The following is a 23,430-nucleotide window of genomic DNA, read 5'->3' as shown; positions in this document are numbered from 1 at the left end:
TATGAGCGGACAACGGGTGCGTGAGGGATATTCAGGGACGGGACCCGGCTCGATCACTCCGGACGGTTGCGCGGTCGAGCTGTACAGACGGCTCTCCGTCGGGGGCGAACCGGATGTGATCGAGGCGGCGGTACCCGCCGGTGCGAGCATTCTCGAACTCGGCTGTGGGGCGGGCCGCGTGACCCATGCGCTGGTCGAGCGCGGCTTCGATGTCACGGCCGTGGACGAATCGCCGGAGATGCTGGAACACGTACGGGGCGCGCGCACGGTGCAGAGCCCCATCGAGTCCCTCGACCTCGGCGGCGAGACCTTCGACGTGGTGATGCTGGCGTCGTTCCTGGTGCATGCGAGCGAACACCGGGTGCGCGACGGAATGCTGCGCGTCTGCCGACGGCACGTCAGGGAGGGTGGCGTCGTGCTGCTGCAGCGTGAGGGCATCGATTACCACACCGATCTGCCGCGGGAGCGTGTCGACGCGTCCGGCTGCACCGTGCGGATCGTCTCGGCGGACCCCGTCGGCGACGAGGTGTGTGCGGTGCGCGCGGAGTACGTCTTCGACGATGCGCGATGGACCCAGACCTTTCTGTCACGTCAGCTGACGAAGGAACAGTTCGAGGGGCATCTGGAGGTGGCGGGACTGGCCGTCGACCGGTATCTCACGGCTGACGGGGTGTGGGTGCGGGCCCTGCCCGTGTAAGACCGGGGGAGGAGCGATGAGTTTCGGACGGCGGTGGGGTCTACCCCTGTGTACGCGACACCACGCGACGCTTCTTCGAGGAGACCCCGATGTCCGAGACCACGACGGCGACGAACACGACGACCACCGACGCCACGACGGAGAACAACGCACGCAGCCGCGGTGCGGTCGCGCTGACCGTCGCGCGGGTTGTACTCGCCCTGTTCTTCGCCTTCAGCGCGTTCGCCAAGCTGATCGCCCATGAAACCGCGGTCGAGTCCTTCGACCGCATGGGCTGGAGCCATGGTGCGATGTACCTCATCGGCGCCCTGGAGATGGCGGGCGCCATCGCCCTGCTGGTTCCCCTGCTGTCCGGCGTCGCGGCGATGGCCTTCGCCGGACTGCTGGCCGGCGCCTCCATCGTCCAACTGACGCTGCTCGACCCGGCGAACGCGATCATGCCCGCACTGCTCATCGGGCTGGTCGTCCTGATCGCCCGGGAGCGGCGGGACAGAACGGCACGGCTGGTCGCGCTCATCCGCAGGCGCGCGTAGGGCGAGCGGCCCCCGCACGTGCACCGCCGCAGCCCGGCACCGAACAGCGCCCCGCGGATGCACCTCGGTGCCGGGCTGCGGCGGCTCGCGCCGCGGTCAGTGGACCGTGCTGAAGCTGCGCCAGGGGAGGGAGGACGCTGCGTTCACATCGGTGAACGTGGTGGCGAGATACGTCGTCCCCGGGCCGGTGCAGTCCTGTGTCCGGTACAGGACGATGTCGATCAGGGTCCCGTTACTCACAGCTTTGGCACCCGGGAAGAGCCGGTGGCAGCCCTTCACCAAGGGGCTGTTCAACATGACCACGTTGTTCCGCTCGGTGACGTAGGTGACCGGCCCGACCGCGGTGCGACCAAGGCCGGAACAGCCGGCGACGGTGAGGGTCAGCAGCGCGGTCCCGGCTGCGATGCCGAGACGGCGGCGTCGTTGATCGATCACGGGCATGGGCGGGTCCTCGTCTGTCTCGTCCGGCTCGTCCGTACATCAGGTGCTGACGATGGTCACCCTGCCCGCTCCCGGCCGCCCCGGCATCCGGTGCAGGGCCTGCCGGGTGATCATCGCGTGGGTCGAGGTTCGCCTTGTGTACTTAATGGGCATAACGTGATAATAGCGGCGCGAATCAGGCGTTTCCGGCTTTCAGGGGTCCGTCATGGTCGAAGAACTGGTGGTCGCGATAGCGGCGACGGCGTCCGTGGGTGTGGTCTACGCGTTGGCCGCTGCGCGGATCGTGAAGCAGTACGAACGGGGCGTCGTGCTGCGGCTCGGCAGGCTGCGCAACGATGTGCGCGGCCCCGGATTCACCATGATCCTGCCCGGCGTCGAGCATATGCGGAAGGTCAACATGCAGATCGTGACGATGCCCGTGCCCGCACAGGACGGCATCACGAGGGACAACGTCACGGTGCGGGTGGATGCGGTCATCTACTTCAAGGTGGTCGACGCCGCCAGCGCGGTCGTGGAGGTCGAGGACTACCGGTTCGCGGTGTCGCAGATGGCGCAGACATCCCTGCGGTCGATCATCGGCAAGAGTGACCTCGACGACTTGCTGTCCAACCGGGAGAAGCTGAACCAGGGACTGGAACTCATGATCGACAGCCCTGCGGTGGGCTGGGGCGTCCAGATCGACCGGGTGGAGATTAAGGACGTATCGCTGCCGGAGACGATGAAGCGCTCCATGGCGCGTCAGGCAGAGGCCGACCGTGAGCGGCGCGCGCGGGTCATCAACGCGGACGCGGAGCTGCAGGCATCGAAGAAACTGGCCGAAGCGGCTGCCCAGATGTCCGCCCAGCCGGCCGCGCTGCAGCTGCGACTGCTGCAGACCGTGGTCGCGGTCGCGGCGGAGAAGAACTCCACACTGGTGCTGCCGTTCCCGGTGGAACTGCTCCGCTTCCTGGAGCGGGCGCAGCAGCCCGGACAACTGCAGCAGCAACCACAACCACAACAACAACCGCAGCAGCAGCAACAGCAACTGCAGCCGGAGCAGCAGCCGCAACAGATGCCGCCCGTGGTGCCTCCGGCCGCGCCGCCGCCTGCACCGGCCGCCGCGCCGGTGGCCTCCGGGCCCACACGGGTCGCCCGCCCGAAGCCACTCGCCAGGCACTGACCTGAGCGAATGCCGGCCGAGGACCGGCTGTCAGACCCCCCGCCTAGACTCGCGGAGTCAGTGAGATCAGACGATTGAGCGCGGGACGGGAGGGGTGCGATGACCTCGGCAGGGCGTGTGCAACAGGACGCGCAGGGCGCGGCCACGGCTCGCTTCCTGCGGTGCGCTGCCGTCTTCCTGCCCGCCTCGCTGCCGAGGGGCGGGCGAGTCGCTTTCTGGGACCCGGACGACGGCCCGCTTCCGGAGGCCGGGCCGGCCGAGGGTGCCGAGATCACCGTCGTGCGACGCGGGCAGCAGGGTGAGGTCGGTGTCCGCGCGGTGCCCGCTGTCCTGCTGCCCGTCGCCGACGCCCTGCCCCTGCTGGTCCGCGCCCGGCACCGGCAGTCCGCTCATCCGGCCGCCCGTTGCTGGGGAGCGGCCGCACTCCATGGACTCAACCTGGTGGCGCGTGGCCGGCTCGTCCCCGGTCTGACGGCCGAGGACCACGACGCCTGGCGGGCCGGTCCGCGCGACGCCGAGGACATCGCCCATCTGCGCGCGATCGCCGCGGCCATGCCGCCCGAGGCGCATGCCGTCCCGCTCCCGGGCCGCACACCGCTTCAGCTCCCGGACCCCGAGTGGCTGGTCGGTGCGTTCCTCGACGCGGTCGCCGACACCCTGCCCCGGACACCTGCGGCGGCGTACGCGATGGGGGCGCCCTTCGCGGCCCGCGAGGCCCAGCATCTGCCCCGCGCCCGCGACTGGGCCGCCGAGGTCGCTGCCGGTCTGGACGCGGGGGTGCGGGTGTCGCTCCGGCTCGACCTGTCGGCGTACGAACTCTTCGACACCGCCGACACGCACGGCGGCCCCGACGCCGATTCCACCGAAGACGCCGCGGACATCCACCGTGGCACCGCGCGGCATGCCGCCGCGGCGATCACGCAGGTGCACAGCCTGGCCGACCCGACGTACGTCATCGATGCCGCCGCACTGTGGAACGGCGGTGGCGGAGAACCGTTCGGGCCGCGGGCCAGGATCGACGCCGTGCTCGCACTGCGCCGCGCCGCCCGCGTCTGGGCGCCGCTGGGCCGGCTGCTGGACCAGCCGGTCCCCGACGTGCTCGCCCTCACCGAGGACGAGCTGTACGAGCTGCTGAGCGACGCCGGGACGCGGCTGGCGGCGGCAGGCGTGAGCGTCCACTGGCCGCGCGAACTCGTCCGCTCCCTGACGGCCGCCGCCGTCGTACGGCCCGCGCCCGGCTCGGCCACCGACGGCACCTCGTTCTTCGACGCCGAGCAGCTCTTCTCCTTCAACTGGCAGCTGTCGCTGGGCGCCGAGCAGCTCACCGAGCGGGAGATGGACATCCTTGCGGAGGCCCACCGCCCGGTGGTGCGCCTGCGGGACCAGTGGGTCGTCGTCGATCCCGCGCTCGTACGCAAGGCACGCAAGCGTGAGCTCGGCCTGCTCGACCCGGTGGACGCCCTCGCCGTCGCGCTGACCGGCAGCGCGGAGGTGGACGGCGAACAGGTCGAGGCGGTGCCCGCCGGTGCCCTCGCCGAACTCCGCACCCGCATCCTCGCCGACGACGCCACTGTCGAGCCGCCGCCCGGGCTGGAGGCCACGCTCCGCGACTACCAACTGCGCGGCCTGGCCTGGCTCGACCGGATGACATCCCTCGGCCTCGGCGGCTGCCTCGCCGACGACATGGGACTCGGCAAGACCATCACCGTCATCGCCCTGCATCTGCGCCGCGCGCATCCCGCACCCACCCTGGTGATCTGCCCCGCCTCCCTCCTGGGCAACTGGCACCGGGAGATCAACCGGTTCGCCCCGGGTGTTCCCGTCCGCCGCTTCCACGGCACCGACCGCACGCTCGACGACCCCGACGACGGCTTCGTCCTCACCACGTACGGAACGATGCGGTCCAGCGCCGCCGAACTCGCCCAGCACAGCTGGGGACTTGTCGTCGCCGACGAGGCGCAGCACGTGAAGAATCCGCACTCGTCCACCGCGAAGGCGCTGCGTACCATCCCGGCCCCCGCCAGAATCGCCCTCACCGGCACCCCCGTGGAGAACAACCTTTCCGAGCTCTGGGCCCTGCTGGACTGGACCACCCCCGGGCTGCTCGGCCCCCTCAAGGCGTTCCGTGCCCGGCACGCCCGGATCGTCGAGAACACCGGCACCGCGGCAGGACTGGGGAACGAGGAAGCGATCGAGCGCCTCTCCCGGCTGGTCAGGCCGTTCCTGCTGCGCCGCAAGAAGTCCGATCCAGGCATCGCCCCGGAGCTGCCGCCCAAGACGGAGACCGACCACCCCGTCTTCCTCACCCGCGAACAGGCCACGCTGTACGAGGCTGCGGTGCGCGAGACCATGGCGTTCATCGAGGCCTCCGAAGGCATCGCCCGCCGCGGACTGATCATGAAGCTGCTGGCCTCGCTCAAGCAGATCTGCAACCATCCCGCGCAGTACCTGAAGGAGGAGCCGACCCGCCTCATCGGCCGCTCCGGCAAGCTTGCCCTGCTGGACGAACTCCTCGACACGATCCTCGCCGAGGACGGCTCCGTGCTGATCTTCACCCAGTACGTGACGATGGCCCGGATCCTCTCCGCCCACCTCGCCTCGCGCGCCGTCCCGTCCCAGCTCCTGCACGGCGGTACGCCGGTGGCCGAACGGGAACGGATGGTGGACCGCTTCCAGTCCGGCGAGGTACCCGTCTTCCTGCTCTCCCTCAAGGCGGCGGGCACCGGACTGAACCTCACCCGCGCCGCTCACGTCATCCACTACGACCGCTGGTGGAACCCGGCGGTCGAGGAGCAGGCCACCGACCGCGCGTACCGCATCGGCCAGACCCAGCCCGTCCAGGTGCACCGGCTGATCGCGGAGGGCACCGTCGAGGACCGGATCGGCGAGATGCTGGCGGCCAAGCAGGCCCTGGCCGACGCGGTGCTCGGCACCGGAGAGACCGCACTGACCGAACTCAGCGACCGTGACCTCGCCGATCTCGTCTCGCTCCGGAGGCCGTCATGAGCCCCCGTTCCGGGCCCGCGTCGTATGTCCGCGCCCGCCCGGGCCCCGACGACCTGCGGCGCACTTTCGACGCCGTGCCGCCCCGCACGTCCGACGGCGGCGCACCGTTCGCGGACAGCTGGTGGGGCCGGTCCTGGGTGGCGGCGCTGGAGTCCCTGTCGATGGACGAGGGGCGCCTCGCTCGCGGCCGTACGTACGCCGACAGTGGCCATGTCGCCGCGATCACCGTGACTCCCGGCCGCGTCGTCGCCTACGTCCAGGGCAGCCGCCCCCGCCCGTACCGGACCGAACTGCGGCTGCGGACCCTCACCGACACCTGCTGGGACACCTTCCTCGATGCCGTCGCCGAGCGGCCCGGTCATCTCTCCGCGCTGCTTGCCAAGGAGATGCCGCACGGACTGGTCGACACGGCCGCCGAGGCCGGCGTCGGACTGCTGCCCGCCGCGGACGACCTCGACCCGAGCTGCTCCTGCCCCGATCACGGCTGGCCCTGCAAGCACGTCGCCGCCCTCTGCTACCAGATGGCCCGCCTGCTCGACACCGACCCGTTCGTCCTCCTGCTGCTGCGCGGCCGGGGCGAGCGCGAACTCGTCGAGGAACTGGGCCGGCGCAACGCCGCGCACTCCGCCCGGGAACGGCCCACGGCCGTCGCCATCCCTTCCGTGCCGGCGCGTGACGGGTTCGCCGGCCGATTCCTGCCGCCGCTGCCCTCCCCGCTCCCGGAACCCGCGCATCCCGGCCAGCCACCCTCGTACCCCGAACTGCCCGGCGCCCGCGACCCGCTCGCCCTCGACCACCTCGCCACTGACGCGGCGGCCCGCGCGCTCACGTTCCTCACCAGCGGAAACGATCCGCTCGCCGGGCTCACCCCCTGGCAGGACGCCGTCCGGCTGGCCGCCGCCCGCCCCACCGCCGGGCTCACCGCCACCACCCGCGCCCTCTACCGCGAGCTCGCCTACGCCACCGGCCGTACCACCACCGACCTGGCCCGCGCCGTCGCCGCCTGGCGCCAGGGCGGTGCCGAAGGGCTGGACGTCCTGGAAACTCCCTGGGACCCCCCGGCCGGCCCCTTCGACCGGGCCCGCCCCGCGCTCGCAGCCACCGACTTCCCCCGCTTCCACCCCTGGCGCAACCGCCTCACCCACCCCGGCGGCACCCTTCAGCTCCGCTTCGGGCACGACGGCCGTTGGTACGGCTACGAATCGGACCGGGACAAGGACGACTGGTGGCCTCGCGCGATGCCGGACACCGACCCGGTGGGCGCACTCATGGCCCTGCTCGGCCGCTGACACCGCCTCCGCCCGGACTCCCTGGCTGTCTGTCAGCTGCGCACGGGGTAAACACTGCCGGTCACGGCATCGACGACATCGCGGGCGAAGTCCGGGGGTGCCGGTTCGCGGCGGAGCAGCACCCGCATCCAGACCGCCCCCGCGATCAGGTCCATCAGCAGCATCGGGTCGGCGTCCTTCGGGAGTTCACCACGGGCGACGGCGCGGGCGAAGACCGGCTGCTCGCGGGAGAACCGGTCGGCGAAGAAATCGCGGGTGAGCGCGGCGAGTTCGTCGTCCGGCAGGCCGGTGCCCGCGGTCATGGCGCGGGCGACCGGTTCCGTACGCTCGTCGGTGAGCAGGCCGACGATCTGTTCGGTGAGGGCGATCAGGTCACCGCGGAGACTGCCCGTATCGGGGATGTCGAAGTCGAGGACCCGGGCATGGAGCATGGCCGCCCGCAGCAGCGCCGGTTTCGAGGGCCACCAACGGTAGATCGTTGTCTTGTTGACCCCGGAGTCCTGAGCGACGGCCTCGATGGTGAGACGGGCGTATCCGCGTTCCGCGAGATGGCGCAGCGTGGTGTCGAAGATCGCTTCGGCGGCACGAGGGCCCTTGCCCGGGCGGCGGTTCACGGTCTGATCGGCGGCCATGGGCGCTCCAGAGAAAAGCAACGCAACGTTGCGTTGTGTTGTAACGTGCTGTCATCGTACTGCGACGCCGGGGGGCTGGTATGACGGAGACTGAGGTTTCCAAGGCGGTGACCTGGGGGCTGCTCGCCGCCTGGGTGGCCAACGATCTGGAGGAGCTGGCCACCATGGCCGGCTGGGCGCGGCCCGCCCGGTCGCGGCTCCAGAAACGATTCCCGAGAGTGCCCGAACGGGTCTGGGCGCGAATGGAGCTCTCGCAGCGGGACGCCAATGTCGCCATCGGCCTCATGGGCGGAGTCATGGCGGCGGCGTCGGCCGACGGGGCGCGCACCGGCGGTCGCAGCCCGTTCTTCCGGACCGTACTGGTCGGATTCGGGCTGCACGGTGTCGTGCACATCGCGCAGGCGGTGGCGTACCGCGGCTACACACCGGGGGTCGCCACGTCGCCGACCGTTGTCGTCCCGTACTCGCTGTGGGCCCTGCGGCGGTTGAAGGCGGCCGGTATCGACAGCGGCGGCGTCGGTACAGCGGCTGCGGCGCTGGCGTTTTTCCCGGTGGCCGTCGCGGGAGCGCACGGGCTGGCGCGCCGGATCAATCGGCCGCACAGGCGCGGGGTCCGTACGGCCACATGAGCGGGGTGCGGCGCGGCAGGGCGTCGGGGCGGGGTCAGAAGTCGGCGGTCGCACGCTCCTCGATCCGGGCCACCGATTCCTGGGCGTACGCCTTCTCGTAGGCGTTCCGGATCCGCTCGATCTGGACGTCGCGCACGCGCGCCTCGGACGCCGGGTAGAGCAGGGTCAGTTCGTAACGGCGCTCACGTTCGATCGCCCCGTGGGAATCCCGCCACTGCCCGCGGCCGTCCTGGATGGTCAGGCCGTTCGGGAAGCGCGGCGTGACCTCCTCGTCGATGAACGCCGAAAATTGACTGTCCGTCACAACTGGTCCACCGTCGGGACGCTCGGTGCCGAAGAACAACCGGGTCTCGATGTAGGCCTTCCCGCGAACGGCGCCGACCGATGTCGCCGACCGTGAGGCGGAGGGGGCGTCGTTGCCGAGTGTGGCGTACGCGACGGGCGTGCCCACGGCCAGTACGGCCAGGGCCGCGGTGAGTGCGGTGTGGTGCGTCGGGCCGGTGAGACCCTTCGTGCTGGTGAAGTGAGGGAAGCGGGGCACGGCGGTGACCTCCGTTCGGAGCCGGTGAGGGCGGAGTCTGCGTGGGTCTGCGACGCGGATGCGCGCGGCTCACTGTGACAAGCGGTCCCCGCCGGACGGCGGCAGGACATGGTCATCCGCCGGAAACCACCCGTACGGATCGGCCTGCGGGCTGTCGAGATCCCGGTGCGCCCCGTGGCCCGGGCTGTCGGACTCGGCTGCACGACTGCAGAGATCAGCCGGCTCAATCCGGACAAACTGCATGCCGCGTCCGGCTATCACCACATCACTGTGGTGGAGGCGGGCCGGGCCGCGTACCTGGCTGGGCAGTGTCCGCTCGGCCGTTCCGGCGCGCTGGTGGGACCGGGCGGCCTCGACGCCCAGATCGATCAGGTGGCGTCCGATGCACTCGTCGCCCTGGCGGCCGTGGGTGCCGAGCCCTCCCGGGTCGTCCGGTCGGTCATCTACGTGGTCAGCGACGATGTCACGGACCTTGGAGCCGCCTGGCGCCGGCTCACCGGCTCGGTCATCGGGTCCGCGTTCACCACCGCGAGCACGCTGCTCGGCGTCGCGCGCCTCGGTTTCCCCGGACAGCTGATCGAGGTCGACCTCACCGCGGCACTGCCCGGCTGAATTCCGCTGCGCCCCGTGGCTCGGGCCGGCGCCGCGAAAACCCGTGGCTCCGGGCAACTTCGATCTGTGGTCGTCCGAAGGAAGGGCGCGGCGACATCAAGCACCTGCATGGGACGGCTACGCCCCCGGGCCTGCGCCCGTCCGTGGCCCCCGCCGCGCGCCGTCGGCGAGCGATACCCCGCGCCCCGCGAAGAACCGCTCGAAGTCGGGCAGCGAAAGCTCCGCGGCCCGCGTCGTGGCCGTCGTGCCCGACGGGTTGTGGAAATGGACTCCCTTGCCGTCCGGCGTGCGGGACGTCAGCAGCACCAGATGTCCGCCCCGCCCCGGAGCGGGCTGCTCCGGATGCCGGATCGCGTAGTGCACCGACGCCATCACCGTCCGCCCCTCGTCCAGCAGGGCCACGATCTCGTCCGTCGACAAGTGGCGGTGGACGGTGGCATCGAGGCCGTGCACTTCCCGCACGTACTGTGCGAAGGGCGCGTAGACCAGGCCCCGGATCGACCCCTCGGCATCCTCCGTGTACGCGCCGTACTTGAGCGCTCCGTCACGCAGGGCGAACAGCGGCGGGGAGCCGGCACCGAGCGCCATGCGCAGACAGGTCACACCGCACAGGTGACCTGCCCAGCGCGCGTACTCGGCGGGCGATTCCGCCCCCGAGTCCGCCCAGCCCGGGTCGGCGGCCGGATCGAGTCCGCCCTCGACGATCGGTCCCACGAGTTCGGGTGAGGCGAACTGCGTATGGACGGCGAACCGGCAGGCGGGACAGGTCACTGGCGGTATCCGTTCAAGAAGCGGCCGATGCGGCTGATCGCCGCGTCGAGATCGTCAGCGTACGGGAGGGTCAGGATCCGGAAGTGGTCGGGCCGCGGCCAGTTGAAGCCCGTGCCCTGAACCACCTGGATCTTCTCCCGCAGCAACAGATCGAGGACGAACTTCTCGTCGTCGACGATCGCATGCACCTTCGGGTCGATGCGCGGGAACGCGTACAGCGCGCCCTTCGGCTTCACGCACGACACTCCGGGGATCTCGTTGAGCTTCTCCCAGGCCCGGTTGCGCTGCTCGTACAGCCTGCCGCCGGGGGCCACCAGTTCCCGGATGGACTGCCGGCCGCCGAGCGCGGCCTGGATGGCGTACTGCGCGGGGGCGTTCGGGCACAGCCGCATGGAGGCGAGCATCGTCAGGCCCTCCAGATAGTTGCTGGCGTGCTGCTGCGGGCCGGACACCACCATCCAGCCGGAGCGGAACCCCGCCACCCGGTAGGTCTTCGACAGACCGCTGAAGGTGAGACAGACCAGGTCGGGGGCGAGGACCGCCACGCTGTGGTGCTCGGCGTCGTCGTAGAGGATCTGGTCGTAGATCTCATCGGCGAGGACCAGCAGACCGTGCCTGCGCGCCAGGTCGAGGATGCCGTCCAGGATCTCGCGCGGATAGACGGCGCCGGTCGGGTTGTTCGGGTTGATGATCACGACGGCCTTGGTGCGGTCGGTGATCTTCGATGCCATGTCGGCGAGGTCCGGATTCCAGTCCGACGCCTCGTCGCACGTGTAGTGCACGGCCTTGCCGCCCGCGAGGGTCACCACCGCGGTCCACAGCGGATAGTCGGGCGACGGGATGAGCACCTCGTCGCCGTCCTCCAGCAGCGCCTGCACGGACATGGAGATCAGCTCGGACACCCCGTTGCCGAGGAAGATGTCGTCCACCCCGACATCCGTCAGCCCCATCGCCTGGTAGCGCTGGGCCACCGCGCGGCGGGCGGAGAGGACGCCGCGCGAATCGCTGTAGCCGTGGGCCTGCGGAAGCATCCGGATCATGTCCTGGACGATTTCCTCCGGCGCCTCGAATCCGAAGAGCGCGGGGTTGCCCGTGTTGAGGCGGAGCACGCTGTGACCCGCCTCCTCCAGGGCGTTGGCGTGCTCGATGACCGGGCCGCGGATCTCGTAACAGACCTCGTTGAGCTTGCTGGACTGCCGGAATTCCATGCGGTGCCTCCCCGACCCGATTGCGATACTTGGTTTTACCAAGCTTGGGCTTGGAAAGTCCAACAACATGTCTAGACTGCGTCGCATGCCACGTCAGCAGCAGCCATCCGCACGCCCCGCGCGCCGCCGAAGTTACGACCAGTTCTGCGCCACCGCCCGGGCCCTCGACTCCGTGGGGGACCGCTGGACCCTGCTGATCGTCCGTGAACTGCTGGCGGGGCCACGCCGTTACACCGATCTGCACGCCGACCTTCCCGGCGTCAGCACGGACGTCCTCGCGTCCCGGCTCAAGGACATGGAGCAGGGTGGCCTGGCCGTCCGCCGCAGGCTGCCGCCGCCCGCCGCCGCGTCGGTGTACGAACTGACCGAGCGCGGCCATGGGTTGCTGCCGGTCCTCGCCGCGCTCGCCGAGTGGGGCGCGCCGGCGATCGGCGAGCGGCGGCCGACCGATGCCGTGCGGGCGCACTGGTTCGCGCTGCCGCTGCTGCGCGCGCTGGACGCGCTGACCCACGCGGGAGTCGTCGAAGTCCACCTCGATGAGGGGGAGTTCCATGTGCGTGTGAACGGATCGAGCGGACCGGCCGACGGTGCGGGGGTGTACGGGGACGGACCGGCCGCTCACGCGGACGCCCGGCTCGTGCTCGACGGCGAGGTCTGTCTCGCGCTCGGACGAGGCGAATTCACGCTCGCCGAGGCCGTGAAGGACGGGCGGGTCGAGGTCGCGGGCGAGGGGCCGCTGGCCGCTGAGCTGCGCGACGGGGCAATGCTGTGAGCACCTTCGCTGCGGCCTTCTCGACGACCTCTGTGTCCGGGGGGTTCTGAAGTTCAACTCCCGGGTAGCGTCGGGTTATTTGGATGTCAGGGGCGCCGCGGCGGAGGGAATTCGGGTGAGGATCGGCAGACGGCAGGGGCAGCAGGAACAGCTGGGATGGCAAGGACGGCCAGGGCCGAAGGGGCGAGTGGGTAAGACCCTGGTCATCGGCGGCTGTGCGGCGGCGCTCGGCTTCGTGCCGTCGGCGGCACTCGCCACCCCCGGCGGAGGGGTGAGCGGCACGATTGTCGCGAAGGGCACATCGGCCGGCAAGCTGAAGGTGAAGACTCCGAACGGCCGTACGGATGTGACCTTCCGGACGATCACCCTGGAGCCGGGGGGCTCAACCGGCTGGCACACCCACAGCGGCCAGCTGATCGCCGTCGTCAAGTCGGGGACGCTGACGCGCACACTGGACGACTGCTCGGTCGAAGTGACGCCTGCGGGTACCTCGTTCATCGAACCGTCCGGGGCCAAGCACCGCCACATCGGACGGAATCTGGGCACCGAGCCGGTCGTGCTCTGGGTGACCTATCTGCTGCCTGAGGGAAGCGCACTCTCCGACGACGCCGAAGCGGTGGACTGCGGCGCGCAGCAGTGACGTGGCGCGTGACGCTCGCCCGCCGACGGCGCCGGCCGGGCGAGCGTCTCCCTGCACGAGGACAGGGGCGAGGGGCCGTGGACGGGGAGGGGCCGGAGGCGTAGGACAGGGCGAGCACGGGCGGTCTCCTCCCGGCGCGCCGTGCGGCCCTCGCGCAGCACTTGGCGCAGGCGCTCGGCGCATGGTGCCCCTGCTCCCGCTCCGGAGCAGGGGAAGGCATGCCGTCCGCGTGCGGCCATGACGAGGTAACCCGACGGCGGGACGGCCGGCGCCGGGGCGATGATGGTCGGGTGCGATTCGAAGCGATCACCTGGGAACGGCTGGCCGAAACCGTCGCCGCGTACGCCGACGGGCTGAAGCCGTCCGACGGCGGCCCGTGGCTCAAGGTCGGCATCGACGGCGCTCCAGCCGCCCGCACCGGGGAGCCGGCCGAGCGTGTCGCGCAGGAGCTGAGGATCCGTGGCCGTGCCGTGCTCGTCGTGTCCACCGACGGGTTCCTGCGCCCTGCGAGCCTGCGCTACGAATACGGCAAGCGGGACCCCGACTCGTATGTCGACAGCTGGTTCGACACGGGAGCTCTCTGGCGTGAGGTCTTCGGGCCGCTGGAGCCGGGCGGCAGCGGGCGGGTGCTGCCCGATCTGTGGGACCCGGTGACGGACCGGGCCACCCGCAGCCCGTATCAACACCTTCCTGAGGGCGGCGTGCTGGTGATGCATGGGCCGTTGCTGCTCGGGCACTGGTTCCCGTTCGACCTGAGTCTCCATCTGCGGCTCTCGCCGGGCGCGCTGCGGCGGCGCACCGAGGAGAGCGAGCGGTGGACTCTGCCGGCTTTCGCGCGGTACGAGGAGGAAGTGGAGCCCGCCGGGCGTGCGGACGCGGTCGTCCGGGCCGACGATCCGCTCCACCCCGCCTGGACCGGGTTGCCCGGGGGCCGGTAGATCACCCGCCGGGCCGGCCGCCGACCGTTGCGACCGCCTCGGCCCCCGACCGGCAGCCTGCCGCCGCGGCCGTGGCCTCGTCCGCCCCCGCCAGCCGCGCTGCGAGGAACCCTCCGGTGAACGCGTCGCCCGCCCCGGTGGAGTCCACCGCTGCGCGCACCGGAACGGCCGGAACACGTCCGGTCACCGTCCCTCCGGCGGCGAGCAGGGCACCCTCCTCACCCAGGGTGACGACGACCTGAGGGAACATCAGGCTCAGCTTGGCGGCGGCGTCAGCCGGTTCGGGGAGTCCGGTGAGCAGCCGGGCCTCGTCCGCGTTCGGCAGCAGCAGATCCGCTCCCTCCACGGCCGTCAGGAACGTGTCGGCGCCGAGTTCGGCGAGGAAGCCCGCGGAGGCTGGATCCACGCTCGTCGGGATGTGCCGCCGCCGGGCCTCCCGCAGGGCGAGCAGGGCCGTCGCGCGGCTCGTCGGGGCGAAGATGAGATAGCCGGAGAGATGCAGATGTGCGATGCCGTCGAGAAGGGACGGCAACCAGTCGGCGGGGGAGAGGCGCAGTACGGCGCCGCTGTCGGTGAGGAAGGTGCGTTCGGCCGCGGAGTCGACGAGCGCGACGACAGTGGCGGTCGGCGCCCCGTCGTCCACCACCAGCAGAGGACGTACCCCTGCCCGCCGCAGCACGTCCTCGTGCCAGGCCGCGGAGTCCGCGCCCACCCGCGCCACCAGTCGCACGTCCTGGCAGCCCGAACGCGCCGCCCAGCAGGCGGCATTGGCGCCGGCCCCGCCCGGCAGCGTGCTGATCCGGGCCGCCGTGTCCGTGCCGTGGACGAGTGGCGAGACATGCCGGGCCACCACGTCCGTGACCACGTCCCCGACGACGAGAAGGCCGCCGCCGGTCACTGGGATCCTGCCGGGTCCCGCTCCAGCGGTCCCCCGTGGATCGTGGCCCAGGCGACGGCGATCCGCGCCGCAAGCGATACGTTTCCGCGCACCGCCGCGACGTTGGCCTCCAGCGACGCCCCCTCGGTCTGCCGCATCAGATGGTCGAGCAGGAAGGGTGTGACGGCCTGGCCCGCGATGCCGCGCTCCCGGCACGCGTTCAGCGCCTCCGCCAGTACGCGGTCGTGCAGCGCGGGATCCAGCTGGTCCTTCCGAGGTACGGGGTTGGCGACGATCAGCGCCGCGGGGGGACCGCCGAGCGTGTCCCCGGCCCGCATCACTTCCGCGACCTCCTCGGGCGTGCGCACCGTCCAGTCCACCGGCTCCCCCGAACTGCTGAGATAGAAGCCGGGGAAATGCTCCGTGCGGTAGCCGAGCACTCCGACCCCGAGTGTCTCCAGGCGCTGCAGCGTCGCGGGGACGTCCAGGATCGATTTCACGCCCGCGCACACCACGGTGATGCCGGTCCGTGCGAGCAGCCTGAGATCCGCGGACTCGTCCTGGTTCTCGGTCCACCCCCGGTGCACACCCCCGAGGCCGCCCGTCGCGAAGACGCGCAGCCCCGCACGAGCCGCGAGGAACGCCGTCGCGGACACGGTCGTCGCCCCGCTCGCTCCCGCCGCCAGCGCCGGAGCGAGGTCCCGGTGCCCGAGCTTGCGCAGCGTCGGATCTTCGGCGACCCGCTCCAACTCGGACTTGTCCAGGCCGACATGGACCCTGCCGTCCAGCACGGCGATGGTCGCGGGGACGGCCTCCGCGGACCGTACGAGCTCTTCCAGCTCTTCCGCGACCCGTAGATTCCGGGGTCGCGGCAGACCGTGCGCGATGATCGTCGACTCCAGCGCCACGACGGGGCGGTGCGCGGCGAGAGCTTCCTGTACCTCGGTGGAGAGGGCCGGTGCGTACGGGTGGGCGCGCTGCGGCGCGTTCGGTGACATGTCCACATCCCTGTCGCGGGCGGCCCGGCCTCAAACGTGTCCCGGGAGCCGAGCAGCCGCCGACAGGGGGCTCCTGCCTTCCGTGACGCGTCGCTCGACGCCGTCGTCGGCGCCACGAGCGCCATGCCGACACCACCGCGGCAGCCGGACGGCGCACCCCCGCGGGAACGACGGGCCTGGCTTCTTCCAGCCGGTCCTGGTGGCACGACGTCCCGACGCGGTCGCTAGGGTGACCGACCATGACCACAATTGATCAAGTTCCCGCTTCCTTCGTTGTGCACATTCCGGACGCCGACCTCGAACCGGAACCGCTCGACCCTGCTCAGATCGTCTCGGGCGAGCCCGTGGTGACCGGCAAGGTGCTGTGGGAGTCGCCGGACGGCAAGCAGCTGCGGGGCATCTGGCAGATCACGCCCGGCGTGGTCACCGACACCGAGGCCAACGAGCTGTTCGTGGTCGTCAGCGGGCGCGCGACCGTCGTGGTCGAGGACGGCGAGACGCTGGAGATCGGCCCGGGTGACGCCTGCGTCCTGCGCGAGGGCGACCGTACGACGTGGACCGTGCACGAGACGCTGCGCAAGGCGTACCACATCAGCCTCTGAGTACCCGGCGGCTGTCCGGCGGGAGCCTGCGGTCCGGTGCCGCTCCCGGTTCGCGCGGTCCGGTCACGTTCCGGTCCCCCGGCCCGGTCAGGTGGTGGCGGGCCGGGACAGCGCCTGGCGCAGCGCCAGTGCAGCCATCGGCAGCAGGAGACAGGCACCGGCCGCGTTCAGCCAGCCGTAACCCGCCTGGGAGACGATCACTCCGGCGACCGCACCGCCGATGCCCGCCGCCGTGTTCATGGTCAGGTCCGACAGACCCTGCACGGCGGCGCGCGCGGGCTGCGGCACGGAGTCGGTGAGGAGAGCCGAACCTGCCACCAGGCCCGCCGACCAGCCGAGCCCGAGCACGAACAGACCGGCGGCCGTCTGGCCATGACTGGGACCGGCGGTGCCGGCCAGCAGCGCGGCGCAGGACAGCAGCCCGACGGCCAGACCGATCACGGCGAGCCGTCCGAAGCGGTCGGAGAGCCAGCCCATCACCGGTGAGAACGCGTACATGCCCGCGATGTGGCCGCTGATGACCAGGCCGATCAGCTGCAGGTCCGCGCCGTGGTGGCCCAGATCGACCGGGGTCATCACCATGATCGACACCATCGCGGTGTGCGATCCGGCCACCGTCACCAGCGCCAGCCGGGCCATCGGCGAGGCCCGCACCGCCGCGATGCCCGCCCGCAGTGAACGGCCGCCCTCGGACCGGCTGTCCTGCGGCGTCAGCGCACGCGCGGTGAGCAGTGGATCGGGCCGCAGCAGCACCGCGACCACCACCGCGGCGAGCAGGAAGATCCCGGCAGCCCAGAGGAACGGTCCGGCCGTCTCGGGTATGGATGTGGACCGGAAGACCCGGCCAGCCGGAGCCGCGATGTTGGGGCCGAGGACCGAACCGATCGTGGTGGCCCAGATGACGGTGGAGATCGCCCGGCCGCGACGGTCCGGCTCGGCCAGGTCGGCGGCGGCGAACCGCGCCTGCAGATTGGCCGACGAACCGGCACCGAACCCGGCCATGCCGAGCAGCAGCAACGGGAAGCTGCCCACGACGGAGGCCACGACCACCAGCCCCGCGCCCAGCGCACCGATCAGGTACGCGAGAACGAGGCCGGGGCGTCGGCCCCGCGAGGTCATCAGCGCGGCCAGCGGCAACGACAGCAGCGCCGTGCCGGTCACCGACGCGGTCGGCGCAAGACCGGACAGCGCCTCGGAGCCGCTCACTTGTGTTGCCAGCACGGGGGCCAGGGCGATACCGATGGGCACACCGAGCCCGCCGAGGATCTGAGAGGCGATCAGTACCGCGGACGTCCTGCGCCGAAGAGCGGGCAGCTCTGCTGCGGTGACGGGTGCGGCCACGGTAGGTTTGCCCGGTTCGCCGGGGCCGGTGGGTTCGGTGGGCGAGTCAGATGCATCGAGGGTGTTGGTCACTGACGGAGTGTGCCAGCTCGCACGTGGGCACGAAAATGGGGTCCGGGTCGGTCGGGGCACACGGGCTCAGAACAGCGGCTGCGGCAGAACCCCTTCCAGCGCCAGCAGTTGCCGCTTGGTCTCCAGGCCGCCGCCGAACCCGCCGAGTCCGCCATCGCTCTCCACCACCCGATGGCAGGGCACCACCACGGGCAGTGGGTTGGACCCCATGGCCGCCCCGACCGCCTGCGCCGCGCCCGGCTGCCCAGCCCGCTCGGCGAGGTCCCCGTACCCGACGACTGTTCCGTACGGCACACCCGTCGCCAGCTCGCGGAGCACCTGGCGGTTGAAACCCGTGGTCAGCGACCAGTCCAGGTCGAGCGAGAACTCCCGCAACGACCCGGCGAAGTACTCCGCGAGCTGGCGTATCGGCTCGGCGAGGCGGCCGGAACCGGGCGCCTCCACCGGCTCCGCCCCGAGACGGGTGCGCAACTGCGCGACCGCCCTGTCCCGCACCGCGGGCCCGGCGTGGAAGACCACGCTCACCAGCCCCGCGTCGGTGGCGGCCAGCAGCAGCGGCCCGATGTCGCTCCCGACGACGGCCCACTCGACCCTGCCGCCGGCATCGCCTCGGCCGGCACCCCCGTTGCTGTTCATGGAATCCACCGTACGGCCGGCCACTGACAACGGGGGGCGGGATGCGCCCTCCGGTTGTCAGCCGGTCGCCTCGCGCACCACATCAGGGGTGTTGGTGATGATCCCGTCCACGCCGAGGAGTTCCACCTTCGCGGCGGTCGCCGCATCGTTGACCGTCCAGGTGTTGACCCTGAGCTTCTTGCCGTGCGCTCCCTTCAGCGCGTGCACAGCGGCGACGTAGGCGGCGCCGATCGATTTGTACGACGGGTTGATCTGGTCGGTGAACGCCGCGTACGACGCCAGATCGGCGATCGCAGGGGTGCCGAGGAAGCCGGTGGTGACGTCCGGACGCTGCTGATGGACCTTCTTCAGACTGCCGGCGGCGAAACTCTGGATCACGAGTCGGCTCCTGACGTGATCGCGGTCGAGCCACCCCGCCCGGCGCAGTACCCGCAGGATCTCCTTCTCGATGCCCGGATAGAGCTCCGGGCTCTTGATCTCCAGCAGCAGCTTCTGCCGGTTGCGCCCGATCCGGTCCAGGTACTGCGTGAGCGTGGGCACCCGGGTCCCGGTGTACCGCGCACCGAACCAGCTGCCCGCGTCCAGCCGGGCGATCTCCGCGGCCGTGAAGTCCTTGACCGCCCACGGCGCGCGGTCCGGGAAGACGTTCTCGACGTCGGTGGTCCGCTTCAGACCGGTGTCGTGGATGACGACCGGCACACCGTCCCTGGTGAGCTGGACATCGTTCTCCACCCAGTCGAAGCCGAGGCGGTCGGCCCTGTCGACGGCGGCCAGGGTGTTCTCCGGCGCGTACGCCGAGGCGCCCCGGTGGGCGAAGACGACCGGGGCCGCGGCAGGTGCCCCGACCGTCCGGATGCCGGTCACTGCCTTCGTACCCGTGGCCGAGCCGGTGTCCGTGGCCGGTGAACGGGGGGTGGCAAGCAGCAGCGCGCCGACGCCCAGCAGGGCGGCGGCGAGGGAGACGGCTGCGGTGCGTGCGTGCACGTGTACTCCTTGGGGCAGAGTGACGGACGGGCCGAGCGTGACAGCGGCCACCCGACGAGGGGCGGGCGACGAGTGGCCATCACGTGAACGCGGCGGGCAGGACGGAGTCACGGGCCGGTTTCCGGGCCGATAAAATGCAGCTCTTCTGTTTGTTTGCCGGGACGTGCGCCTTAGGGTCACCCCGAACCCGGGCCTCCTCGAAGGGCGTACGAGCATGCAGGGCACAATCGACGGTTTCAGCTATGGAGTGGTGACGCCCATCGCGGCGTTCCTCATGGCGTGCCTCGGGGCGGCCCTCGGACTGCGCTGTACGACGCGGTCGCTGCGCACCGAGCGTTCCTTCAAGGCCGGCTGGCTCGCCCTCGGGGCCACCTCCATCGGATCCGGCATATGGACGATGCACTTCATCGCGATGATGGGCTTCAGCGTCGACGACACCCCGATCGGCTACGACACCCCGATCACGTTCGCCAGCCTGGCCATCGCGATCGTCATGGTCGGTATCGGCATCTTCATCGTCGGCTACCGCGGCGCCACCTCCATGGCCCTGGTCACCGGCGGCACCATCACCGGACTCGGCGTGGCCACCATGCACTACCTCGGCATGGCCGGCATGCGCCTCCAGGGAACACTCGAGTACGACACGCTCACCGTTTCGCTCTCCGTCGTCATCGCCGTGGTCGCCTCAACGACCGCACTGTGGTCGGCCGTCTCCATCCACGGCTTCCTGCCCAGCCTCGGCGCCAGCGTGGTGATGGGTGTGGCCGTGAGCGGGATGCACTACACGGGCATGGCCGCGCTCAGCGTCCATCTGCACCCCGCCGCCGTCGCGCATTCCGTGACCGACAACGGGGCGATCCCAGCCCTGATCCCGCTGATGATCGGCCCGGCCTGCTTCCTCCTGCTCGCCGCGGTGGTCGTCATGTTCGATCCCCTGGTGGTGATGGGTTCCCCGGGCTGGGACGACCCCCGGAACGGAGTCGGCGCCGGCCGGCCCCCCGGCATTCCCGCCCAGCGTCAGGTCCCGCGCTTCGGTACCCACGCCGACCCGGCGTCGTTCCAGTCGCAGCACCGGGACTCCCCGCCGCCCCGGGACTGGTGACCGAGCCCCGGTTGTCAGTGGGGGGTCGTACCGTGGTGGCATGCGGCCCGTTTCGAAGATCGAACGTTCGGTGGCGCCTTTCGAGGTCGTCAGTCCCTACCAGCCCAGCGGAGACCAGCCCGCTGCCATCGCCGACCTGGAGCGGCGTATCCGGGCAGGTGAGAAGGATGTCGTGCTGCTCGGCGCGACCGGCACCGGTAAGTCGGCGACCACCGCCTGGATGATCGAGAAGCTGCAGCGCCCCACCCTGGTGATGGCGCCGAACAAGACCCTCGCCGCCCAGCTGGCGAACGAGTTCCGCGAGCTGCTCCCCAACAACGCCGTCGAGTACTTCGTCTCGTACTACGACTACTACCAGCCCGAGGCGTACATCCCGCAGTCGGACACCTACATCGAGAAGGACTCGTCGATCAACGACGAGGTCGAGCGACTGCGCCACTCCGCGACGAACTCGCTGCTCACCCGCCGCGACGTCGTCGTGGTCGCCTCGGTCTCGTGCATCTACGGCCTCGGTACGCCGCAGGAGTACGTGGACCGCATGGTCCCGCTCACGGTGGGGGAGGAGATCGACCGCGACCAGCTGCTGCGCCGCTTCGTCGAGATCCAGTACACGCGCAACGACGTCGCGTTCACCCGTGGCACCTTCCGGGTGCGCGGCGACACCATCGAGATCTTCCCGGTCTACGAGGAGCTCGCCGTCCGTATCGAGATGTTCGGCGACGAGATCGAGGCGCTCTCCACCCTCCATCCGCTCACCGGCGAGGTGATCAGCGAGGACCGCGAGCTCTATGTCTTCCCCGCCAGCCACTACGTGGCGGGCCCGGAGCGCATGGAGAAGGCGGTCAACGGCATCGAGCAGGAGCTGCAGGAGCGCCTCGACGAGCTGGAGAAGCAGGGCAAGCTGCTGGAGGCCCAGCGGCTGCGGATGCGCACCACGTACGACATCGAGATGATGCGCCAGATCGGCACCTGCTCCGGCATCGAGAACTACTCGATGCACATGGACGGCCGCGAGCCCGGCACCGCGCCCAACACCCTCCTCGACTACTTCCCCGAGGACTTCCTGCTCGTCATCGACGAATCGCATGTCACCGTGCCGCAGATCGGCGCGATGTACGAGGGCGACGCCTCCCGCAAGCGCAGCCTCGTCGACCACGGCTTCCGGCTGCCGTCCGCCCTTGACAACCGCCCACTGAGGTGGGAGGAGTTCACGGAGCGGATCGGTCAGACCATCTATCTCTCCGCCACCCCGGGCAAGTATGAGCTGTCCCGCGGCGACGGATTCGTGGAGCAGATCATCCGCCCCACCGGCCTCGTCGACCCGGAGGTCGTTGTCAAGCCCACCGAGGGCCAGATCGACGACTTGGTGCACGAGATCCGCAAGCGCACCGAGAAGGACGAGCGGGTCCTGGTCACCACCCTCACCAAGAAGATGGCTGAGGACCTCACGGATTACTTCCTGGAGCTGGGCATCCAGGTCCGTTATCTCCACAGCGACGTCGACACGCTCCGCCGCGTCGAGCTGCTGCGCGAACTGCGGTCCGGGGAATACGACGTCCTGGTCGGCATCAACCTCCTCCGCGAGGGTCTCGACCTGCCCGAGGTGTCCCTGGTGGCCATCCTCGACGCCGACAAGGAGGGTTTCCTGCGCTCCGGGACGTCCCTCATCCAGACCATCGGCCGCGCGGCCCGCAATGTGTCCGGCGAGGTCCATATGTACGCGGACAAGATCACCCCGGCGATGGAGAAGGCCATCGACGAGACCAACCGGCGCCGGGAGAAGCAGATCGCGTACAACACCGAGCGCGGGATCGATCCGCAGCCGCTGCGCAAGAAGATCAATGACATCGTCGCGACGATCGCCCGCGAAGAGATGGACACCGAGGAGCTGCTCGGCACCGGCTACCGCCAGGGGAAGGCCGTCAAGGCGCCCGTTCCCGCGCTCAGCGGCAAGGCGGGAAAGGCGGGCAAGGCGGCCGGAGCCAAGAAGGCCGGCGCGGTGGCCACGGACCGGCCCGCCACCGAGCTCGCCGGGATCATCGAGGAGATGACCGACCGGATGCGGGCCGCCGCCGCGGACCTGCAGTTCGAGGTCGCCGCCCGACTGCGTGACGAGGTGGGCGAGTTGAAGAAGGAGCTGCGCCAGATGCGGGAGGCGGGCCTCGCCTGACGCATCGCAGCCGGTGTGTTGCAAGAGCGACACAAAAACGCCCGGAAGCTGCTGCGCCTTCGGCGTGACTGCGTAGGGTGCTGGGCAGCCGCACGGACGGGTGCGGGTCAGCGGAGAGGGGACAGCGCGTGACGGTCAACATGACCAAGGGTCAGGCCATCAGCCTGCAGAAGAGCGACGGGGGGACCCTGACCGCGGTACGGATGGGGCTCGGCTGGCAGGCGGCGCCGCGCCGCGGTCTGTTCGGGTCGCGCACACGGGAGATCGACCTGGACGCCTCGGCGGTGCTGTTCGCCGACAAGCAGCCGGTCGACGTGGTCTTCTTCCGTCACCTCGTCAGCGACGACGGCTCGGTGAAGCACACCGGCGACAACCTGGTCGGCGGCGCCGGTTCCGGTGGCGACGACGAGGCGATCCTCGTCGACCTGCAGCGGGTTCCGGTCCACATCGACCAGATCGTCTTCACGGTGAACTCCTTCACCGGCCAGACGTTCCAGGAGGTGCAGAACGCCTTCTGCCGCATCGTCGACGAGACCAACGGCCAGGAGCTCGCCCGCTACACGCTGGACGGCGGCGGCCAGTACACCGCCCAGATCATGGCCAAGGTGCACCGCGTGGGCGCCGGGTGGCAGATGACCGCCCTCGGCAACTCGGCCAACGGCCGCACCTTTCAGGACCTGATGCCGGCGATCCTGCCGCACCTCTAGGCCCTGGGCACAGCCGGACCGCTCGGGTCCGTATCGGCAGGGGCAGCTCCCGGCGGCGACGGCCGCCGGGAGC

At 70.7% G+C, this 23,430-nt stretch carries 24 protein-coding genes; 14 read left to right on the top strand and 10 right to left on the bottom strand.

All coding sequences use genetic code 11. The features are described 5' to 3' along the window. Position 1: 1 nt before the first annotated feature. Entirely contained in the window at positions 2-697 is a 696-nt protein-coding gene (locus ACNPQM_RS12740) for a class I SAM-dependent methyltransferase (RefSeq protein WP_358860806.1), read from the top strand. An 89-nt stretch (positions 698-786) separates the two neighbouring features. Next, positions 787-1,230, top strand: coding sequence for a DoxX family protein (locus ACNPQM_RS12735; protein WP_418084065.1), 444 nt, complete (start codon positions 787-789; stop codon positions 1,228-1,230). 96 nt (positions 1,231-1,326) lie between these two features. On the opposite strand, the gene ACNPQM_RS12730 is transcribed toward ACNPQM_RS12735, so the two are convergent. Further along, positions 1,327-1,671 (bottom strand): hypothetical protein, encoded by a 345-nt coding sequence (locus ACNPQM_RS12730; protein WP_358860808.1) that lies wholly within the window; start codon positions 1,669-1,671, stop codon positions 1,327-1,329. Between the two features lie 205 nt (positions 1,672-1,876). Here ACNPQM_RS12730 and ACNPQM_RS12725 point away from each other — a divergent pair, with 205 nt between their 5' ends. The 3 genes from ACNPQM_RS12725 to ACNPQM_RS12715 all read left to right on the top strand — a co-directional run bounded on the left by ACNPQM_RS12725 (position 1,877) and on the right by ACNPQM_RS12715 (position 7,125). Next, positions 1,877-2,830 carry a slipin family protein gene (locus ACNPQM_RS12725; RefSeq protein WP_418084064.1) on the top strand — a complete coding sequence of 318 codons (954 nt, stop codon included), beginning with the start codon at positions 1,877-1,879 and terminating at the stop codon, positions 2,828-2,830. A gap of 99 nt (positions 2,831-2,929) precedes the next feature. After that, positions 2,930-5,836 carry a DEAD/DEAH box helicase gene (locus ACNPQM_RS12720; RefSeq protein ID WP_418084063.1) on the top strand — a complete coding sequence of 969 codons (2,907 nt, stop codon included), beginning with the start codon at positions 2,930-2,932 and terminating at the stop codon, positions 5,834-5,836. Beyond that, the gene (locus ACNPQM_RS12715; protein WP_418084062.1) at positions 5,833-7,125 is read left to right on the top strand and encodes an SWIM zinc finger family protein; all 1,293 of its coding nucleotides are present in this window, start codon (positions 5,833-5,835) and stop codon (positions 7,123-7,125) included. The genes ACNPQM_RS12720 and ACNPQM_RS12715 overlap by 4 nt, the downstream gene beginning before the upstream one ends. Before the next feature lie 32 nt (positions 7,126-7,157). Here the strand turns inward: ACNPQM_RS12715 and ACNPQM_RS12710 are convergent, their stop codons facing one another. Continuing rightward, entirely contained in the window at positions 7,158-7,757 is a 600-nt protein-coding gene (locus ACNPQM_RS12710; protein ID WP_418084061.1) for a TetR/AcrR family transcriptional regulator, read from the bottom strand. An 80-nt stretch (positions 7,758-7,837) separates the two neighbouring features. Between ACNPQM_RS12710 and ACNPQM_RS12705 the strand changes: the two genes are divergently transcribed. Further along, positions 7,838-8,386, top strand: a complete 549-nt coding sequence (locus tag ACNPQM_RS12705; protein ID WP_418084060.1) for an HXXEE domain-containing protein — start codon at positions 7,838-7,840, stop codon at positions 8,384-8,386. A gap of 34 nt (positions 8,387-8,420) precedes the next feature. On the opposite strand, the gene ACNPQM_RS12700 is transcribed toward ACNPQM_RS12705, so the two are convergent. Next, positions 8,421-8,852: a DUF3574 domain-containing protein gene (locus ACNPQM_RS12700; RefSeq protein WP_418084144.1), complete on the bottom strand. Its 432-nt coding sequence runs from the start codon at positions 8,850-8,852 to the stop codon at positions 8,421-8,423. Between the two features lie 183 nt (positions 8,853-9,035). On the opposite strand from ACNPQM_RS12700, the gene ACNPQM_RS12695 reads away from it, so the two are divergent. Further along, positions 9,036-9,539: a RidA family protein gene (locus tag ACNPQM_RS12695; protein WP_418084059.1), complete on the top strand. Its 504-nt coding sequence runs from the start codon at positions 9,036-9,038 to the stop codon at positions 9,537-9,539. A 117-nt stretch (positions 9,540-9,656) separates the two neighbouring features. Here the strand turns inward: ACNPQM_RS12695 and ACNPQM_RS12690 are convergent, their stop codons facing one another. Both ACNPQM_RS12690 and ACNPQM_RS12685 read right to left on the bottom strand, forming a co-directional pair. Beyond that, positions 9,657-10,310: a C39 family peptidase gene (locus tag ACNPQM_RS12690; protein WP_418084058.1), complete on the bottom strand. Its 654-nt coding sequence runs from the start codon at positions 10,308-10,310 to the stop codon at positions 9,657-9,659. Then, positions 10,307-11,518 (bottom strand): pyridoxal phosphate-dependent aminotransferase, encoded by a 1,212-nt coding sequence (locus ACNPQM_RS12685; RefSeq protein WP_418084057.1) that lies wholly within the window; start codon positions 11,516-11,518, stop codon positions 10,307-10,309. Before ACNPQM_RS12685 ends, ACNPQM_RS12690 begins: the two co-directional genes overlap by 4 nt. 85 nt (positions 11,519-11,603) lie before the next feature. Here ACNPQM_RS12685 and ACNPQM_RS12680 point away from each other — a divergent pair, with 85 nt between their 5' ends. From ACNPQM_RS12680 to ACNPQM_RS12670, 3 genes are all read left to right on the top strand, one after another. Then, complete coding sequence (locus ACNPQM_RS12680; protein WP_418084056.1) at positions 11,604-12,290, top strand: winged helix-turn-helix transcriptional regulator; 687 nt, start codon at positions 11,604-11,606, stop codon at positions 12,288-12,290. Positions 12,291-12,477: 187 nt separating this feature from the next. Further along, the gene (locus ACNPQM_RS12675) at positions 12,478-12,930 is read left to right on the top strand and encodes a cupin domain-containing protein (protein ID WP_358860818.1); all 453 of its coding nucleotides are present in this window, start codon (positions 12,478-12,480) and stop codon (positions 12,928-12,930) included. Positions 12,931-13,220: 290 nt separating this feature from the next. Then, positions 13,221-13,868: a uridine kinase gene (locus tag ACNPQM_RS12670; RefSeq protein ID WP_418084055.1), complete on the top strand. Its 648-nt coding sequence runs from the start codon at positions 13,221-13,223 to the stop codon at positions 13,866-13,868. 1 nt (position 13,869) lies between these two features. Here ACNPQM_RS12670 and ACNPQM_RS12665 read toward each other — a convergent pair whose 3' ends face one another. Further along, positions 13,870-14,766 (bottom strand): carbohydrate kinase family protein, encoded by an 897-nt coding sequence (locus ACNPQM_RS12665; protein WP_418084054.1) that lies wholly within the window; start codon positions 14,764-14,766, stop codon positions 13,870-13,872. Further along, complete coding sequence (locus ACNPQM_RS12660) at positions 14,763-15,743, bottom strand: pseudouridine-5'-phosphate glycosidase (protein WP_418084053.1); 981 nt, start codon at positions 15,741-15,743, stop codon at positions 14,763-14,765. The genes ACNPQM_RS12665 and ACNPQM_RS12660 overlap by 4 nt, the downstream gene beginning before the upstream one ends. Positions 15,744-15,982: 239 nt before the next feature. Between ACNPQM_RS12660 and ACNPQM_RS12655 the strand changes: the two genes are divergently transcribed. Beyond that, on the top strand, positions 15,983-16,345 hold the full coding sequence (locus tag ACNPQM_RS12655) for a cupin domain-containing protein (RefSeq protein WP_358860822.1): 363 nt from the start codon (positions 15,983-15,985) through the stop codon (positions 16,343-16,345). An 87-nt stretch (positions 16,346-16,432) separates the two neighbouring features. On the opposite strand, the gene ACNPQM_RS12650 is transcribed toward ACNPQM_RS12655, so the two are convergent. The 3 genes from ACNPQM_RS12650 to ACNPQM_RS12640 form a co-directional block, all read right to left on the bottom strand. Then, a complete protein-coding gene (locus ACNPQM_RS12650) occupies positions 16,433-17,686 on the bottom strand; it encodes an MFS transporter (RefSeq protein WP_418084143.1) in 1,254 nt (417 codons plus the stop codon). A gap of 138 nt (positions 17,687-17,824) precedes the next feature. Beyond that, positions 17,825-18,394: a methylated-DNA--[protein]-cysteine S-methyltransferase gene (locus tag ACNPQM_RS12645; protein ID WP_358860823.1), complete on the bottom strand. Its 570-nt coding sequence runs from the start codon at positions 18,392-18,394 to the stop codon at positions 17,825-17,827. A gap of 57 nt (positions 18,395-18,451) precedes the next feature. Beyond that, positions 18,452-19,378, bottom strand: a complete 927-nt coding sequence (locus ACNPQM_RS12640; protein ID WP_418084052.1) for a glycerophosphodiester phosphodiesterase — start codon at positions 19,376-19,378, stop codon at positions 18,452-18,454. Between the two features lie 214 nt (positions 19,379-19,592). Between ACNPQM_RS12640 and ACNPQM_RS12635 the strand changes: the two genes are divergently transcribed. From ACNPQM_RS12635 to ACNPQM_RS12625, 3 genes are all read left to right on the top strand, one after another. Beyond that, positions 19,593-20,480 carry an MHYT domain-containing protein gene (locus ACNPQM_RS12635; RefSeq protein ID WP_418084051.1) on the top strand — a complete coding sequence of 296 codons (888 nt, stop codon included), beginning with the start codon at positions 19,593-19,595 and terminating at the stop codon, positions 20,478-20,480. Between the two features lie 40 nt (positions 20,481-20,520). Next, positions 20,521-22,650 carry an excinuclease ABC subunit UvrB gene (gene uvrB, locus ACNPQM_RS12630; RefSeq protein WP_418084050.1) on the top strand — a complete coding sequence of 710 codons (2,130 nt, stop codon included), beginning with the start codon at positions 20,521-20,523 and terminating at the stop codon, positions 22,648-22,650. 128 nt (positions 22,651-22,778) lie between these two features. Beyond that, complete coding sequence (locus ACNPQM_RS12625) at positions 22,779-23,357, top strand: TerD family protein (protein WP_358860827.1); 579 nt, start codon at positions 22,779-22,781, stop codon at positions 23,355-23,357. Positions 23,358-23,430: the final 73 nt, after the last annotated feature.

The organism is Streptomyces sp. NPDC056231 (genome assembly GCF_048270745.1).
GTDB lineage: Bacteria > Actinomycetota > Actinomycetes > Streptomycetales > Streptomycetaceae > Streptomyces.
The sequence above is the reverse complement of the archived record's forward strand: the minus strand, read 5'-3'. Positions and strand labels throughout refer to the sequence as shown.

Excerpts from the sequence above, each read along its gene's own strand:
- ACNPQM_RS12645 (WP_358860823.1), bottom strand. The coding sequence starts at position 18,394 with ATGAACAGCAACGGGGGTGCCGGCCGAGGCGATGCCGGCGGCAGGGTC.
- ACNPQM_RS12655 (WP_358860822.1), top strand. The coding sequence starts at position 15,983 with ATGACCACAATTGATCAAGTTCCCGCTTCCTTCGTTGTGCACATTCCG.
- ACNPQM_RS12695 (WP_418084059.1), top strand. The coding sequence starts at position 9,036 with ATGGTCATCCGCCGGAAACCACCCGTACGGATCGGCCTGCGGGCTGTC.
- ACNPQM_RS12730 (WP_358860808.1), bottom strand. The coding sequence starts at position 1,671 with ATGCCCGTGATCGATCAACGACGCCGCCGTCTCGGCATCGCAGCCGGG.
- ACNPQM_RS12660 (WP_418084053.1), bottom strand. The coding sequence starts at position 15,743 with ATGTCACCGAACGCGCCGCAGCGCGCCCACCCGTACGCACCGGCCCTC.
- ACNPQM_RS12735 (WP_418084065.1), top strand. The coding sequence starts at position 787 with ATGTCCGAGACCACGACGGCGACGAACACGACGACCACCGACGCCACG.
- ACNPQM_RS12705 (WP_418084060.1), top strand. The coding sequence starts at position 7,838 with ATGACGGAGACTGAGGTTTCCAAGGCGGTGACCTGGGGGCTGCTCGCC.
- ACNPQM_RS12715 (WP_418084062.1), top strand. The coding sequence starts at position 5,833 with ATGAGCCCCCGTTCCGGGCCCGCGTCGTATGTCCGCGCCCGCCCGGGC.
- ACNPQM_RS12710 (WP_418084061.1), bottom strand. The coding sequence starts at position 7,757 with ATGGCCGCCGATCAGACCGTGAACCGCCGCCCGGGCAAGGGCCCTCGT.
- ACNPQM_RS12685 (WP_418084057.1), bottom strand. The coding sequence starts at position 11,518 with ATGGAATTCCGGCAGTCCAGCAAGCTCAACGAGGTCTGTTACGAGATC.
- ACNPQM_RS12680 (WP_418084056.1), top strand. The coding sequence starts at position 11,604 with ATGCCACGTCAGCAGCAGCCATCCGCACGCCCCGCGCGCCGCCGAAGT.
- uvrB (WP_418084050.1), top strand. The coding sequence starts at position 20,521 with ATGCGGCCCGTTTCGAAGATCGAACGTTCGGTGGCGCCTTTCGAGGTC.
- ACNPQM_RS12720 (WP_418084063.1), top strand. The coding sequence starts at position 2,930 with ATGACCTCGGCAGGGCGTGTGCAACAGGACGCGCAGGGCGCGGCCACG.
- ACNPQM_RS12740 (WP_358860806.1), top strand. The coding sequence starts at position 2 with ATGAGCGGACAACGGGTGCGTGAGGGATATTCAGGGACGGGACCCGGC.
- ACNPQM_RS12635 (WP_418084051.1), top strand. The coding sequence starts at position 19,593 with ATGCAGGGCACAATCGACGGTTTCAGCTATGGAGTGGTGACGCCCATC.
- ACNPQM_RS12725 (WP_418084064.1), top strand. The coding sequence starts at position 1,877 with ATGGTCGAAGAACTGGTGGTCGCGATAGCGGCGACGGCGTCCGTGGGT.